This is a genomic window from Achromobacter sp. B7, assembly GCF_003600685.1.
Classification (GTDB): domain Bacteria; phylum Pseudomonadota; class Gammaproteobacteria; order Burkholderiales; family Burkholderiaceae_B; genus Achromobacter; species Achromobacter spanius_B.
Genome location: NZ_CP032084.1, coordinates 2,231,560 through 2,246,411, shown reverse-complemented (window position 1 = coordinate 2,246,411; position 14,852 = coordinate 2,231,560). Strand labels below are relative to the sequence as shown.

The 14,852-nt window shown below is 65.0% G+C and carries 10 protein-coding genes; 1 reads left to right on the top strand and 9 read right to left on the bottom strand.

Annotated elements, in window-relative coordinates; all coding sequences use genetic code 11:
* Positions 1 to 19 precede the first annotated feature (19 nt).
* From DVB37_RS10110 to ggt, 5 genes are all read right to left on the bottom strand, one after another.
* A complete protein-coding gene (locus DVB37_RS10110) occupies positions 20 to 1,888 on the bottom strand; it encodes a dipeptide ABC transporter ATP-binding protein (RefSeq protein WP_120154926.1) in 1,869 nt (622 codons plus the stop codon).
* Positions 1,889 to 1,902: 14 nt separating this feature from the next.
* On the bottom strand, positions 1,903 to 2,781 hold the full coding sequence (nikC, locus tag DVB37_RS10105; protein ID WP_046804619.1) for a nickel transporter permease: 879 nt from the start codon (positions 2,779 to 2,781) through the stop codon (positions 1,903 to 1,905).
* Positions 2,778 to 3,722, bottom strand: a complete 945-nt coding sequence (locus tag DVB37_RS10100; protein ID WP_046804618.1) for an ABC transporter permease — start codon at positions 3,720 to 3,722, stop codon at positions 2,778 to 2,780. The genes nikC and DVB37_RS10100 overlap by 4 nt, the downstream gene beginning before the upstream one ends.
* Before the next feature lie 136 nt (positions 3,723 to 3,858).
* Positions 3,859 to 5,373, bottom strand: a complete 1,515-nt coding sequence (locus tag DVB37_RS10095; RefSeq protein WP_046804617.1) for an ABC transporter substrate-binding protein — start codon at positions 5,371 to 5,373, stop codon at positions 3,859 to 3,861.
* 38 nt (positions 5,374 to 5,411) lie between these two features.
* On the bottom strand, positions 5,412 to 7,040 hold the full coding sequence (gene ggt / locus DVB37_RS10090; RefSeq protein WP_046804616.1) for a gamma-glutamyltransferase: 1,629 nt from the start codon (positions 7,038 to 7,040) through the stop codon (positions 5,412 to 5,414).
* A 113-nt stretch (positions 7,041 to 7,153) separates the two neighbouring features.
* Here ggt and DVB37_RS10085 point away from each other — a divergent pair, with 113 nt between their 5' ends.
* The gene (locus tag DVB37_RS10085) at positions 7,154 to 8,056 is read left to right on the top strand and encodes a LysR family transcriptional regulator (RefSeq protein WP_120154924.1); all 903 of its coding nucleotides are present in this window, start codon (positions 7,154 to 7,156) and stop codon (positions 8,054 to 8,056) included.
* A gap of 6 nt (positions 8,057 to 8,062) precedes the next feature.
* On the opposite strand, the gene DVB37_RS10080 is transcribed toward DVB37_RS10085, so the two are convergent.
* The 4 genes from DVB37_RS10080 to DVB37_RS10065 all read right to left on the bottom strand — a co-directional run bounded on the left by DVB37_RS10080 (position 8,063) and on the right by DVB37_RS10065 (position 14,685).
* The gene (locus DVB37_RS10080) at positions 8,063 to 10,234 is read right to left on the bottom strand and encodes a phosphocholine-specific phospholipase C (RefSeq protein ID WP_046804614.1); all 2,172 of its coding nucleotides are present in this window, start codon (positions 10,232 to 10,234) and stop codon (positions 8,063 to 8,065) included.
* A 35-nt stretch (positions 10,235 to 10,269) separates the two neighbouring features.
* Positions 10,270 to 10,470 carry a hypothetical protein gene (locus tag DVB37_RS10075; protein ID WP_046804613.1) on the bottom strand — a complete coding sequence of 67 codons (201 nt, stop codon included), beginning with the start codon at positions 10,468 to 10,470 and terminating at the stop codon, positions 10,270 to 10,272.
* 21 nt (positions 10,471 to 10,491) lie between these two features.
* A complete protein-coding gene (locus DVB37_RS10070; protein ID WP_120154921.1) occupies positions 10,492 to 12,474 on the bottom strand; it encodes an alkaline phosphatase family protein in 1,983 nt (660 codons plus the stop codon).
* A gap of 180 nt (positions 12,475 to 12,654) precedes the next feature.
* The gene (locus DVB37_RS10065) at positions 12,655 to 14,685 is read right to left on the bottom strand and encodes a PhoX family phosphatase (RefSeq protein WP_120154919.1); all 2,031 of its coding nucleotides are present in this window, start codon (positions 14,683 to 14,685) and stop codon (positions 12,655 to 12,657) included.
* Positions 14,686 to 14,852: the final 167 nt, after the last annotated feature.

The following is a 14,852-nucleotide window of genomic DNA, read 5'->3' as shown; positions in this document are numbered from 1 at the left end:
TACCGCCTGCGCACATTCGTCAATAAACCCCGACCGAATGCCGGGCCACAAAATGCCCCTCTCCGACGGCCACCAACGGCTCCACCAACGGATCGTCCCCCAGCTTTCTCATCGGGCTGGGAATCTCATCCACCAGCAACGACCTCTCGCGATGCCGCCTTTGCGGATCCGCGATCGGCACCGCCGCCATCAGCTTCTTCGTATAGGGATGCTGCGGATTTTCGAAGATCGCCCGGCGCGGTCCGATCTCGACGATCTGCCCCAGATACATCACCGCCACCCGATGGCTAACGCGTTCCACCACCGCCATGTCGTGCGAGATAAAGAGGAACGACACCCCCAGTTCCCGTTGCAGATCCAGCAGCAAATTCACGATCTGCGCCTGAATCGACACATCCAGCGCCGACACCGACTCGTCGGCAATCACCACCTTCGGGTTCAGCGCCAATGCCCGCGCAATGCAGATCCGTTGACGCTGCCCGCCGGAGAACTCATGCGGATAGCGGTCGATCATTTCAGGCAGCAAGCCGCACTTATCCATCAGCCAGCGCACCCGGTCTTGCGCCGCCTTGCCCTTGGCCACGTTATGAATCAGCAGCGGTTCCATAATGGAATAGCCCACCGTCATGCGCGGATCCAGCGACGCAAACGGGTCCTGGAAAATGAACTGAATGTGCTGGCGCAGCGTCTGCATCGCGCTACCGCGCAACGCCCCGATATTCTTGCCGTCGAATTCAATCGTGCCGCTCTTGCTCTTGACCAGCTGCAACAGCGACCGACCCGTCGTCGTCTTCCCGCAACCCGACTCACCCACCAGCGACAAGGTCTCGCCCGGGTACAGATCGAAGCTGACCTTCTCCACCGCATGCACGCGCTTCTGCACGCGCCCCAGAATGCCGCCCGTGATGTCGAAACTGGTCGTCAGATCCCGCACCTTGAGCACCGGGCCATTCTCGCGGCGCACCGTTGACGGCGCCGCCACCGGCGCATCCACCAGCGCCGCCGGGTTTGCCACATGCGCCGCCTCTTCCACCTTCAACAGCGGAAACGGCGCCGGCTCATCCGTGCCATGCATCGCGCCCAAGCGCGGCACCGCCGACAACAACGCCCGCGTATACGCATGCCGCGGCCGCGCAAAAATCTCGTCCGAGCCGCCCTCTTCCACCTTGTCGCCGCGATACATCACCAGCACACGGTCGGCCACTTCCGCCACCACGCCCATATCGTGCGTGATGAAAATCACCCCCATGTCCATCTCTTCTTGCAGCTGACGTATCAGTTGCAGAATCTGGGCCTGAATCGTCACGTCCAACGCCGTCGTCGGCTCATCCGCAATCAGCAATTGCGGCTTGCACGACAACGCCATCGCAATCATCACCCGCTGCCGCATGCCACCCGACAACTGGTGCGGATAACGGTCAAGAATCGCGCGCGCCTCGGGAATTCGTACCCGTTCCAGCATCCGCAACGTTTCCGCCCGCGCCGCCGCCGCGTCCAGCCCCTGGTGCAACTGCAACGCCTCGGCAATCTGGTTGCCCGCCGTAAAGCTGGGGTTAAGCGACGTCATCGGCTCCTGGAAAATCATCGCCACGTCCGCGCCACGCACCCGTTGCAGCGTCGTGTCGGGCGCATGCGCCAGGTCCAGCACCTCGCCGTTGCGGCGGCGCAGGAACATATCGCCATTGACGATCTTGCCACCGCCGTATTCCACCAGCCGCATCAGCGCCAGCGAGGTCACCGACTTGCCCGAACCGGACTCGCCCACAATCGCCAGCGTCTCGCCGCGATCAACGTGGAACGACACATTGCGCACCGCTTCCACCGTGCGTTCGGGCGTCTTGAAGCGCACCGTCAGGCCGCTGACATCAACGACGCGTTTGGGATCCATTGTTGCCATAGTCATTACTTTTCCTGACGCGGATCGAGCGCGTCGCGCAACCCGTCGCCCAACAGATTGAAGCCCAGCACCACCAGGAAAATGGCCGACCCGGGGAAGATCGACATCCAGGGCGCCTGGGTCATGAAGTTCTTGGCCGTGTTCAGCATCGAGCCCCACGACGGCGTCGGCGGTTGCAGGCCCAGCCCCAGGAACGACAGGCTGGCCTCGGCAATGATCGCCGTGGCGATGGTGATCGTGGCCTGCACGATCAGCGGCGGCATCACGTTCGGGAACACGTGCCGGCCGATGATGCGCAAGTCCGACGCGCCCAACGCCCGCGCGCTTTGCACATAGTCTTCGTTCTTGACGGCCAGCACCTGCCCGCGCGTCAAGCGCACAAACTTCGGCGCGGCCGACACGCCGATGGCGATCATCGCGTTTGTCAGGCTGGGCCCGAGGAAGGCGGCCAGCGCAATGGCCAGGATCAGGAACGGAATCGCCAGCAACGCCTCCGTGGCGCGCGAAATGATGCTGTCCGTCCAGCCACCGAAGTAGCCGGCGGCCAAGCCAAACGGCACCCCGACCACCAAGGCGATCAACACCGACACCAGGCCCGCCATCAACGACGCCCGGGCGCCATAGACCATGCGGCTGAAAATGTCGCGACCCAGCTCGTCCGTGCCCAGCCAGTACGACGCCGACGGCGCCTTGCGGATGGTGGTGAAGCTGGTCTGCAAGGGGTCGTGGTTGGCGATGAAAGGCGCCAGCACGGCCAACAGCACAAAGAACGCGACGATGGCCAGGCCCAGCATCGCGATGTGATTACGTTTGAATTTTCCCCAGGCGCGGTTGCGGCTGCGGGGCGGCGTGACGGCAGCGGCCGTTGCAGTATTTGCGCTCATGAATGCCTCAGGCGGGGATTGACCAGGATGTAGAGAATGTCGGCCAGCAGGTTCATCAGAATGAAGCCCACCGCCACGCAGAGCACCACGCCCTGCACCACCGCGTAATCACGCGTGAACACCGCGTCCACCACCAGCTTGCCGAAACCCGGAATCGTGAAGACCTGTTCCGTCAGCACCGCACCGGCCAGCAATTCGCCGAACAGCAGCGTCACCAGCGTCACGATCGGCATCAACGCATTGCGCAGCGCGTGACGCAACACTACCTGGCGCGGCGACACGCCCTTGGCGCGCGCCGTGCGTACGTAGTCAGCCGACAAGGCTTCCAGCATCGACGAACGCGTATGCCGCATCAGGTACGCCGCGATGGCCGTGGACAGCACCAGCGACGGCATCAGCATGGTCTTGATCGACAACCAGAAATCTTCGGCGGGCGACACATAGCCCGATGCCGGCAGCAGCTTCCATTGCACCGACACCACCATGATCAGGATGATGCCCAGCCAGAAGTTGGGTATCGACATGCCGGAGAGCGCCGCGATGTTCGCCCCCATTTCAATCGGCTTGCCCTTGCGCACCGCGGCGACGATCCCCATGGGAATGCCGACCAACAGCGCAAAGAACATCGCCATGGCGGCCAGTTGCAAGGTCACCGGCAGCTTTTGCGCGATCAGCGTCGTGACCGGCACGTCGGTGCGCAGCGACTTGCCCAGGTCGCCTTGCAGCACCTGCCCGGCCCACGCCGCGTACTGCATCGGCAAGGGGTCGTTCAGGCGGTATTTGTCGCGCAGATAATCCAGGACGGCCGGGTCGCGCTCTTCGCCGGCCAGCGTCAGCACCGGGTCGCCCGGCAGGATTTTCTGCAGCATGAAGACGATCATCGACACCAGTATCAGTGTCGGTATCGCGACGATCACGCGGCGCAAGATAAGTTTGAGCATGTGGGAAAAACCGTATAACAGGAACGGCGGACGGCATCAGGCCTGCATCACCTGGCGCGCGTCCGCCGCAAAAAGCCAAAGGACGCGTTGCCGCGTCCAACGCGCGCGGCAGCCCTGGGGCCGCCGCGCCTCGTTCTTACTTCTGAGCGAACGTCACGCCCTTCAGGCGGATCATGCCATCCGGGTACGGCGTGAAGCCCTTGACCTTCTTGCCCATCGCGAAGGGCCACGGCTGGTAGTAGTTATACACGCCGGGCAGCTCGTCCTGGATGATGGTCATCGCCTGCTCGTAGATGGCCTTGCGGCGCGTCTCGTCAGGAACGGTGCGCGCTTCGTTCAGCAGCTTGTCCACTTCCGGGTTGCAGTAGTGGCCGTCGTTGAGCGCGCCCTTGCACGTCACGAAGGCGTAGATATTGCCGTCCGGGTCCACCCGGCCCGACCAACCCAGCATGACGATCTGGAAGTTGCCGCCCGACGCTTCCTTTTGCAGCGCCGCGTACTCCGTGGGGCGCAGCGACAGGTCAAAGCCCGCCTCGGACGCCATCGCCTGCACAATCTCGGCAATCGACGAGGTAGTCGTGTTGTTGCCGAACACCAGTTCCGCCTTCACGCGATCCATGCCGGCCTGCTTGAGCAGCGCCTTGGACTTCGCCACGTCGCGCTGGGTGACGGGGAATTTGTCGCTGTGATAGGGGCTTGCGGGCGGGAACGGCTGCTGGGCGGGTTCAAAGATGCCGCCGCCGGCCACTTCGTTGATGGCGTTGCGGTCGATGGCGTACTGGAACGCCTGACGCACCAGCTTGTTCTTGAACGGGTTGTCTTCGGCGCGCTTGCCGTTGCCCACGTTGAACATGAACTGCTGGAAGCCCAGGCCGGCCACCGGCGCGAACGTCAGGCTGGCGTCGGTCTTGACTTGGGGCGCGTCGGACGGGTTCAGGCGTTCAAGCATGTCCAGGTCGCCCGCGCGCAGGTTCGACAGGCGCACCGTCGTGTCGGGGATCGGCAGGAACGTGACGCGCTTGAACGCGTAATCCTTGGCGTCGTAGTACTGGTCGAATTTTTCCAGCACGATGCGGTCGTTCTGGATGCGTTCAACGAACTTGTACGGACCCGAGCACACGGGCTTGCGGCCCACGGCGGCCACGTCGGCGTCGGTGAAGGTCTTGGGCGACAGCATCATGCCGGCGCGGTCGGACAGTTGCGCCAGCAAGGTGGCGTCCGGCTTCTTCAAGGTCAGCACCAGCGTCGTGGCATCAGGCGCGTCCACTTTTTCAACCGAGCCCAGTTCGCCCTTGCGCAGGCTGTCCGGCAGCGTCATCGCGCGTTCCAGGTTGGCCTTGGCGGCCGCGGCGTCGAACTTCGAGCCGTCATGGAACAGCGCGTCGTCGCGCAGCTTGAACGTCAGCACCTTGTTGTCGGGGCTGAACGACCACGAGGTGGCCAGTTGCGGCACAAAGTGCAGCTTGGGGTCGATGTCCACCAGCTTGTCGCACAGCGACGTGAACACGATGCGGCCCACATAGGTGCGGGCGCGGTGCGGGTCCAGCACGTCCGGATCTTCCTGCAGGCCGATGCGGATGTTCTGCGCGCACGCGGCGCCGGCGGCAAGCGCCAGCAGGCTGGCGCCGAAGGTCAAGGTCAAGCGTTTCATTGTGAGTTTTCCCCTTGTAGCTTGCGAGCGGTTTGGTCTTAGAAGCCGACCGCCTGGCCGTCGCGACGGCTGTCGCTGGCGGCGACGTAACCCAGTTCGTTGTCGTTTTCCGACATGCGCCAGATGAATTGGCCGGCGCCAAAGTCCATGTACGGATCGTCAACGGACTTCAGAGCATGCCCCAGGTCTTTCAGGCCCGCAATGGTGGAAGCCTTCATATTGGTCTCGATGTCCAGCGTGAAGTCGCGGTTGACCTTCCAGCGCGGCGCGCAGCACGCGGCCTGCGGGTTCTGGTGGTAGTCGATCATGCGCACAACCGTCTGCATATGGCCTTGCGGCTGCATGTCGCCACCCATCACGCCAAAGCTCATCACCGGCTTGCCGCCGCGCGTGAGGAAGCCCGGGATGATGGTGTGGAACGGGCGCTTGCCGCCTTCCACCACGTTGGCCGACTTGGGATCCATCGAGAAACCCACGCCCCGATTCTGCATGCTGATGCCCGTGCCCGGCACGACCACGCCCGATCCGAAGCCCATGTAGTTGGACTGGATGAACGAAATCATCATGCCGTTTTCGTCGGCGGCGGTCAGGTAGATCGTGCCGCCTGCATGCGGGCGGCCCGCTTCGAAATGGGTGGCCTGGTCCAGGCGAATCAGCTTGGCGCGGCTGTCCAGGTAGGCGTCCGACAGCATCTGTTCGGGCGTCACCTGCATGGCGCGCGGGTCGGCCACGTACTTGTACAGGTCGGCAAACGCCAGCTTCATGGCTTCGATCTGGATGTGCTGCGACTGCACGGAATCCACGGGGATGTCCGACATATCGAAGCGTTCCACGATGCCCAGCGCGATCAGCGCGGCAATGCCCTGGCCGTTCGGCGGGATCTCGTGCAGCTCGTAGCCACGGTACGACTTGGAAATGGGCTTGACCCAGTCCGGGCGGTAGTTGCGCAGGTCTTCCAGCGTCATCGCGCCGCCGCATTCCTTGCTGAAGGCGGCGATGCGTTCGGCCAGCTCGCCTTCGTAGAAGTCGCGGCCCTTGGATTCGGCGATGCGGCGCAGCGTGTTGGCGGCATCCGGAAAGCGGAAGTGTTCGCCGACCTTGGGCGCGCGGCCCTCGGGCATGAAGGCGGCGGCATAGCCGGGCTGCGACTTCAATTCGTCAGCGGCGGCGGCCCACTTGTGCGCCACCACCGGCGGCACGGCATAGCCGCGCTCGGCAATTTCGATGGCGGGTTCGAACAGTTGTTCAAACGGCAGCTTGCCCAGCTTTTCGTGCAGCGCGGCCCAGCCGGCCACCACGCCCGGCACCGTCACGGCGTCCCAGCCGCGCTTGGGCTGGATGGCCAGGCCATCCGGGCCCGTGCCGTACTTGGCCTTGAAGTATTCGGTATTCCAGGCTGCCGGGGCCACGCCCGACGAATTCAGGCCATGCAATTCCTTGCCGTCCCAGACGATGGCAAAGCAGTCGCCGCCCAGGCCGCAAGACACCGGTTCCACCAGCACGATGGTGGCGGCGGCGGCAATGGCCGCATCAACGGCGTTGCCGCCCTTGAGCAGCATGCGCAAGCCCGCCTGGGCCGCCAGCGGGTGCGACGTGGACACCACGTTGCGCGCGAACAGCGGAATGCGTACGGAAGGATACGGATTGACCCAGTCGAAGGTTTTCATGGCTTGTCTCTAAACGGTCTGAACGGTTAAGCAGGCGAAGGTACTCTCGTGATCTAATTAAATCAATTTGATTTTTTGTTCCGTCATAAAAGAAATTTTTATGGATCACGGCGATGAGCACCATCCGGTTTTTACGCACTTTCCTGGCCGTCGCGCACCATGGCTCTTTTTCCGAAGCGGCCGAGCAGGTGGCGCTGACCCAGGCCGCCGTCAGCTTCCAGATGCGTTCGCTGGAAGCCGAACTGGGCCGGGAACTGTTCGACCGTAGCGGCCGACTTGCCATTCTTAACGCAGCTGGCCGCGAATTGCTACCCGAAATCAAGCATTTGCTGGATTTATACGACCGGATGCGGCTGCCCCGAACCGTGCCGGGCGAACTGGCCGGGTCGGTGTCAGTGGGCAGCATCGTGTCCTGCATGGGCACCTTGTCCAAGGTCGTGTCCGGGCTGAAAAAAGCGCACCCCAAGCTGGACGTGCGCATTTTGTCGGGCAAGGCCAGCGAACTGGCGGGCAAGGTCGAAGACGGCGAGCTGGACGCGGCCTTTCTGGTGGAAGCCGGCCGCAAGATGGCCAGCACGCGCTGGACCCCGCTATATGAAGAACAGCTGGTGGTGATTGCGCCGGCGTCAGCCACCGGCAAGGACGCCCGCCAGGTGCTGGCCAACAACCCCTTCCTGCGCTTTGACCGCACGCAGCGCACCGGGTTGCAGATTGACCGGGTGCTGCGCCGCCTGGCGGTGCCGATCAATGAATTCCTGGAACTGAACGCCATCGAAACGCTGGTGGAACTGGTGCGCCAGGAAGTCGGCGTCACCCTGCTGCCGCTGATCAACGGGTCCAACTGGCAGCACAGCCCCGAACTGCGCATTCTGATGCTGCCGCAAGATTTAGGCCCGCTGTCGCGGGCCATCGGGATGCTGGAGCGGCGCGAACACGCGCGCCAGAGCATTACGGCGGCGATCTGCGAAGCCTGCGCCACGGCCTTCCGGGCGCGCGAACCGCAAACCGCCGCGTAAGGCTAGTTACATGCCCATCGCCGGATCGGTGACGGACGGCTTGCCCGTTTCGACGCGGCCGGCGAAGCGGCGCAGGTAGGACGGGTCTTGCGCCAGGCGGGCGGTGAAGTCGTACCAGTGGCCGCTGCCTTCCAGCGCCCAGTGTTGTTCGACCTTGCTGCCGGCCGGCACGGTCAGCGTCCAGCGCTCGTTATTGCTGTAGTAGGCGTTGGGCGTGACTTCGAACGTGCAGGCGTCCTTGCCGCTGTTGATGAAGCTGACATAGACGTCGCCATTGGCGATGTCATAGCAGACACGGATTTCCGGGTCCAGCTGCGACGTGCGGGCCAGCGCCAGGTCGCCCGCGAAATGCCGGTGATAGCCGTTGGGGCCCAACACCCACAGGTCGTACTTGCCGCCGTCGGCCGCCGTGTCCCAGCTGCCTTCCAGCTGCTTGCCCGGTTCCACGGTATAGCGGCGCGGCAGGCGGTCCAGGTGCAGGCGGTCATACACATGAAAAACCGCCGCCTGCTTGCCCGTGTTGGAAAACAGCAGCCACATGTTGCCGGTGGTGGGCTGGCTGCGGCCGCTGGTGTGCAGCTCGTAGGGCAAGGCGCGCGAATAACGCACGCCCTGCTCCTGCACCGGCTTGGCCTGCGTCGTCGTGTCGGGCAAGGGCACGGCGGTCAGCGCCTGCTGGTCGGCGCGCAACTGGTCGGCGCCGGACCGGGTCAGGATATTCAGGTCGGGCAGCTTTTCATCGTTGGGCGTGGCGAAGTTGAAAGCGGACGTCAGGTCGCCCAGCACGGCGCGGCGCCACGGGCTGATGTTGTCTTCCGGCACCCCGAAGCGCGCTTCCAGGAAGCGCAGCACCGAGGTGTGATCGAACGCCTGCGAATTGACCCAGCCGCCACGGCTCCACGGCGACACCACGTACATCGGCACGCGCGGGCCGGGGCCATAGACGCGGTTGTCGGCCGCGTCCTGCGCCGAGGCGTGCGTGTGGCGATCCAGGTCGGTGTTGACGGTGGACGCGCCGGCCATCGAGCCGTCGGGGTTCAGCGACGGCGCGGCGGGCGACGGCACGTGGTCGAAGTAGCCGTCGTTCTCGTCGAAGTTGATCAACAGGACGGTCTTGCTCCAGACGTCGGGGTTGGCCGTCAGCGCGTCCAGCGTTTCCTGGATGTACCACGCGCCCTGCACCGGGCTGGACGGGCCGGGGTGTTCGGAATACGTGGCGGGCGCCACGATCCACGACACCTGCGGCAAGGTGCCGTTGTTGACGTCATCGCGCAGCGATTGCAGGAAGCCGCCGTCGGGCATGGTGTTGGCCGTGCCCTTGTACAAGGGGTTGGCGCCGTCCATGCTTGGCGTCCAGGCCGGGTACGGCGAACCGTCGGCGGCGTTGCCCGCCTGTTCGTTGGCGCGGCGGTATTGCTGGAAACCGGCCAGCGAGTTGTCGCCGAAGTTCTCGGGCAGGTTCTGGTAAACCTTCCAGCTGACGCCGGCCTTTTGCAGGCGTTCGGGATACGTCATCCAGGTCCAGCCGGTGGTGGACGCGCCGAGGCTGTCCCACTGGTTGCGGGTCGACGGGCCGTTGCCCTGCGCCAGCGGATCGTTGGTGCCGGTCCACAGGAACAGGCGGTTGGTGTTGGTGCCGCCGTGGGTGGAACAGTGGTAGGCGTCGCACAGCGTAAAGGCTTCGGCCAGCGAAAACTGGAATTCCACCTCTTTCTGGCGGTAATAGCCCATGGACTGGTTCTGCTTGTAGCGCGGCCACTGATCCATGCGGCCGCCGTCCCAGGCCATCTGCGCGTCCATATAGTCGTGCGGCGTGCCGGACACGCGCTGGGCATTGCCCTGCGTGCTGTCCAGGTGATACGGCATCACCACGCGAGTGCCGTTGGTCTGTTCCCACACCGAACGGTTCTGCGGCAGCGGGATCGTCATGCGGTCGCCAAAACCGCGCACGCCCTTGTACGTGCCGAAGTACATGTCGAACGAGCGGTTCTCCTGCATCAGGATCACCACGTGTTCAACGTCGTTGATCGTGCCGGTGCGGTTGTTGGCGGGAATGGCCAGCGCGCGGCGGATGGCCGGCGGGAACATCGACAGCGCGGTCAGGCCGGCAGTGGATGCGGCGGCATTGCGCAGGAAGCGGCGCTTGCCGGCGTGGATCGGGTCTTTTTCGGACTTCACGGATGCTATTCCTAGTGATCGATAAGAAGCGCGGCTCAGGGCGCGCAACGCAGTTCGGGCTTGGCCGGGGTCGGCGGCGTCACCGGCGTTTCGGTGCCGCCGTTGCCGGGCGTGCCGGCGCCGTTATCCGGCTTGCTGTCATCGCCGTCGTCGCCGCCACACGCGGCCAGGGCCGCGGTCAACATCAGCACCGCGCCGGCGCGCACGAAACCGCGCAATATCAGGGACTTGCTCATGGTTTTTCTATCCTTGCCACATCAGGGAAACAGGTCGGAAACGGACTTGCCGGACAGCGCCAGGGACTTCACTTCCGTCTCGGTCAGGGCGCGCGACCAGAAGGCCAGGTCGTCAAAATTCATCGTGTACGGGCCCTTGGTGCCGGCGCAGCAGATGCCGTAGGTGCCCTTGCCGTCTTCGTTCAGGCCGATGTGCGGACCGAACAGGCCGGCCACTTGCGCCAGGTTCACCGAGCCCGTGGTCACGTTGCGCCGCAGGAACCCGATTTCGCTGTCGTACACGTACGCCGTCATCATCTTGGCGGGCTTGTCGATGGTCATGGCGATGTACACGGGCTTGTTCGGCGTGAACTTGATGCCGTTGATATCGGCGCGCACGCCGCCACCGGCCAAGTTGAAGCGCAGCTCGGGGCCGGCCCACTGGGCGATGGTGATACCGGGGTTGCCGCCCGAGTTGTAGTCCTTGTTGCCCAGGATCGAACGGTCGTTCGCCGTGCCGTCCGACTGATACCAGAAGCCGATGGTGAACACGGACACGCTGTCGAGCATGCCTGCCGGGTAATCGAGCTTGAACGCGCCCAGGGCGGCCGAGCCACGCTCGTTCTGGAACATCTTGCCGAACACGCCGCCGTCCGCGAATGCGGGCGCCTGCACACCGTCATACGGGGTGATCGCGCCGCCGCCTGCTGCAACGTCGGTCAGGTTGCCTTCAAACGGAAACAGCATCGTCAGCCCCGTGCGCAGTGACGCCAACAGCGGCACCGGCTTGGCATACACCACCGACGCATGCGTGGCGCTGCTGGCGCGGCCCGCCGACACGGTGTAGTTCAGCGTGTGCACGCCTTCCGTGTCGAACGTGAAACCGCTGTCGGTATAGGTGGCGTCGGTGCCGGGCAAGCGCGCAACTTCCACGCCGTCGCGGCTGACCACGATCTGGCCGTCGGGTTCGCCCACGCGCACCCAGGACAGCGTCACGCTCTTGTTGTCCATGGACGTGCGGGCCGACAGGCGGCGCAGCGCCAGGGCTTCGGACAAGGGCGTGCCCGCCATGTCGTACTGGCCGGCGGCGGGCAAGGCGCCCAGGTGCGCCAGCATCGTGGGGGCCACGTCGGCGGCGCTGGGCAGCGCGTACCAATTGCTGTCCCACGCGCCGTCGAACGAGGCGTCATCCGCGCTGCCGCCCAACATTGTCGGCTGGTTGCTGGCCAGGAAGATGGTCTTGTTCGGGGACAGGGGCAGGCCATCGGCCACGCCGGTCTTGCCCAGGCCATGGCTGGAGGCCACCACCATCAGCCAGTTCTCGTTCGGATGCGCGGCGCGACGCTCGGCGATCTGCTTGGCCAGCACGCCGATGGCCGCGTCCGTCTGGCGGATCACCGCATCGTAGTTACCGGTAAAGCCGTTGTCCGAGGCCGCGCGTTCGGGTGCGCCGAACTGCGCAACCACCACGTCGTAGCCTTCGGTGATGCGGTCGCGCGCTTGCGAAGCCACGCAATCGTCCACGCCCGCGCAGTCCGTCAGGGTTTGCAGGTAGCCCGCGTCGCGATCGCCGCCGACCAGGCCGGCCAGCAACGGCGAATTGAAGGCGCCGGCCGTGCGCGCCTCGGGGTGCGCCAGCTTGATGCGCTGGAACAGGCTGGCCGCCTTCATCCCCTGCCCGGCCACGTTGGAGCGCACGCCGTGTACGTCCGCCCACTGGCCTGTCAACAAGGTGGCCCAGCCGGGCGCGGACAGCGTCGGCTGCTGCGTCACGTCGCCGGTCACGCCGCCCGTCCAGGCGCGGGTTGCGGTCAACTGGCCGATGTTGGCCAGGGACATGTCGGCCACGCCACGGCGCATGGCGTCATAGGTCAGGCCGTCCACGCCGATGAACAGCACCTTGTCGGCGCGCGGCGCGGCGGGTTCGCTGACCGGCGGTTGCGTGGGCGGCGGCGGCGCGGTCGTGCCGTCATCGTCGTCATCACTGCCCCCACAGCCGACCAATGCGCTGGTGGCCAGCAACATGGCGCACCATTTTCTCCAATCCATTGTTCTCATGCTTCTCTTCTCGTTTCATGAACACGGTTTACGCTGCGCACAGTGTGGCGAGCGAACGTGAAAGGCCCATGAAACAAAGAGCAGAAAGCTTGATCGACGGATCAGGAATTTTTGCAAGGCGGCGGGCGGCGCCGCCTTGCCACGGACTCAGGCGTTGATCTTCACCGCCGTCAGATATCCGACCGAGGCGCCCCGGCCGTTGCGGTACTTGGCCTTGACCAGCGGCTCCAGCACCGGGCGCACCACATCATGCACGTCGTTCCAGTCCGCCGTGTGCTGAAAATTGCTGGTGATGTAGGTCCAGCCATTGATGTCGTCCACCGCGTGCAGCCCCGTGGATTCCGCCGCCACCGGGCAGGACAACAGGCGCGACAGCACCCGCGTATCGACGTTGAACGCCCACAGGAAACTGTTGACGCGGCCCATGCTGTCTTCGCCCACGAACAGCGTGCGCAGTTTCTCCGAGAACTTCAGGTTGTCGGGGTTGGATATCCGGTCGCTGCGGTGGCGGTTGCCCAAGGCGTCGGGCGCGGCCAGCATCGCGCCCACCAACTCGGGCACCGCGCCCATGTCCACCGGCACCCACTCGCTGTCGATGCCCTGCCCGTCCGTATCCACTTGCCCGGCTTGCAGCCGCAGTTGATAGACCGCGCCCGCGTCCGGGCCTTCTACGTGCAGGTGCGGCGAGGTGCCGTCCACCATGGACGTTTCGATGTGCGCCATCGCGGTGTACGCGATCTTGTCCTGGGCGTTTACCGTCGTGCCCTCCATCTTGGTGAAGGCCAGCGTGCCGCCCACCAGTGCCGCGTAGCGGTGCGTTTCCAGGAATGCCGCGGCTTGGCGGCGGCCGGGCTTCAGACGCACCCAGTTGTTCTTGCCGTCAAACCGAATGCGGGTGTAGGCGGCATTCTTGGGGTCCGCCGTGCGCACGTCCATGATGTCGGCGGCGACCAGGTCGTCGGCCAGTTCCTTGACCTCGGCGCTGGTGGCATGGCCCAGCCGGATCCAGGTCAGCGTCCCGGCGCCGGGCCCCGTGCCTGATGTCTGCGTCCAGCGGGCCACGTACAGCGTGCCCGAGGACAGATCCGCGCGGCGGTCCGCCACGAACATGAACAGCCCGCCGTTGGTGGCGTCGTCGCCCATCAAGGCGGTGCGCTGGTCGGGCATGATCTGCACCAATTCATGCGAGATGCGGCCCATGCAGTAGTGTTTTTTGATGCTGCCGGTGCCGTCCGGCTGCACGGTGATTTCGGGCAGGTGGCCGTAGTGATAGGGGTTGGCGCGGCGGGCGTCGCCATACAGGTGGCGGCTGAACGCGCGGAACGACGCCGAGGTGCGCGCCGTGGTGGCGTCGGGCTCGTATTCTTCGCTGGACAGATGCGTGTTCCACGGCGACAGGCTGGCGCCACAGGTGACCCACAGGCCATGCACGGGCGCGGTGTTCACGTTGCTGTAGCGCACCGGGGTCAATTGGCCGGTTTGCAGGTTTTGCGACAGCGTCAGCACCGCGATGGGCGATGGCAGCCGCGCCCACATGTCCTGGCCGGCCCGGTCGCGCGACAGATATTCGAACTGCACGACGGCGTAGACGGTGGCGGTTGCCGGTTTGGTGACGGTGGGCGGACCCGTTGCGCCGTCGGCCTCGCCAAGCGGGCCGGCCAGCGTCAGCAGCGACATGCCATCCGGGCAGTCCGAAAAGAACGGGCGCGCGCGGCCGGGCACGGACGTATCCATGATGGGTGCGCCATGGATGTCCAGATAGCCGCCCGCCAGCACCATGCCGCCCTTGCCGTCCGGCACGCGGTCGCCGGTCATGAAGAAAGCCTCGTAGCCCAGTTGCACGCGGCGCCGCGAGCCATCGGCAAAGACCAGGTCCATCGCGGATTCCACCGTCGTGCGCGCCATGCCTTCCGGCTCGGACAGGCCGGGCGCGGGCATGGAGATGAATTCGGCGGATACGAACGGCGCGGCGCCCGGCGTGGCGACGGATGGCCGGGCGATGGGTTTGGTGCTTGCCAACGCGGGGGTGCCGTCCTCCGAGGCTCGCGCGGGGTGGCCGGCCAACAACCCGGCCAAGCCCGCCGCGCTTGTTGCGCCTGCGGCGCCCAGCGGCAGCATGGGCGCGCCGGCCAGCATCTTCAATAGTCGGCGACGCTCTGTGTGATCAGGATTTTTCATGTGAACGCTCCCAGGTTCAAAGCCGAACAACGAACCGGCAATGCGCGCACAGACACTGGCGAAGGTGCAGGTGCAGGCGCAGGTGCAGGTGCAGGTGCAGGTGCGGGTGCAAGTGCAAGTGCGGGTGCAAGCCTAATTGCACGCCCGACCGCAACGCCACCGCAACG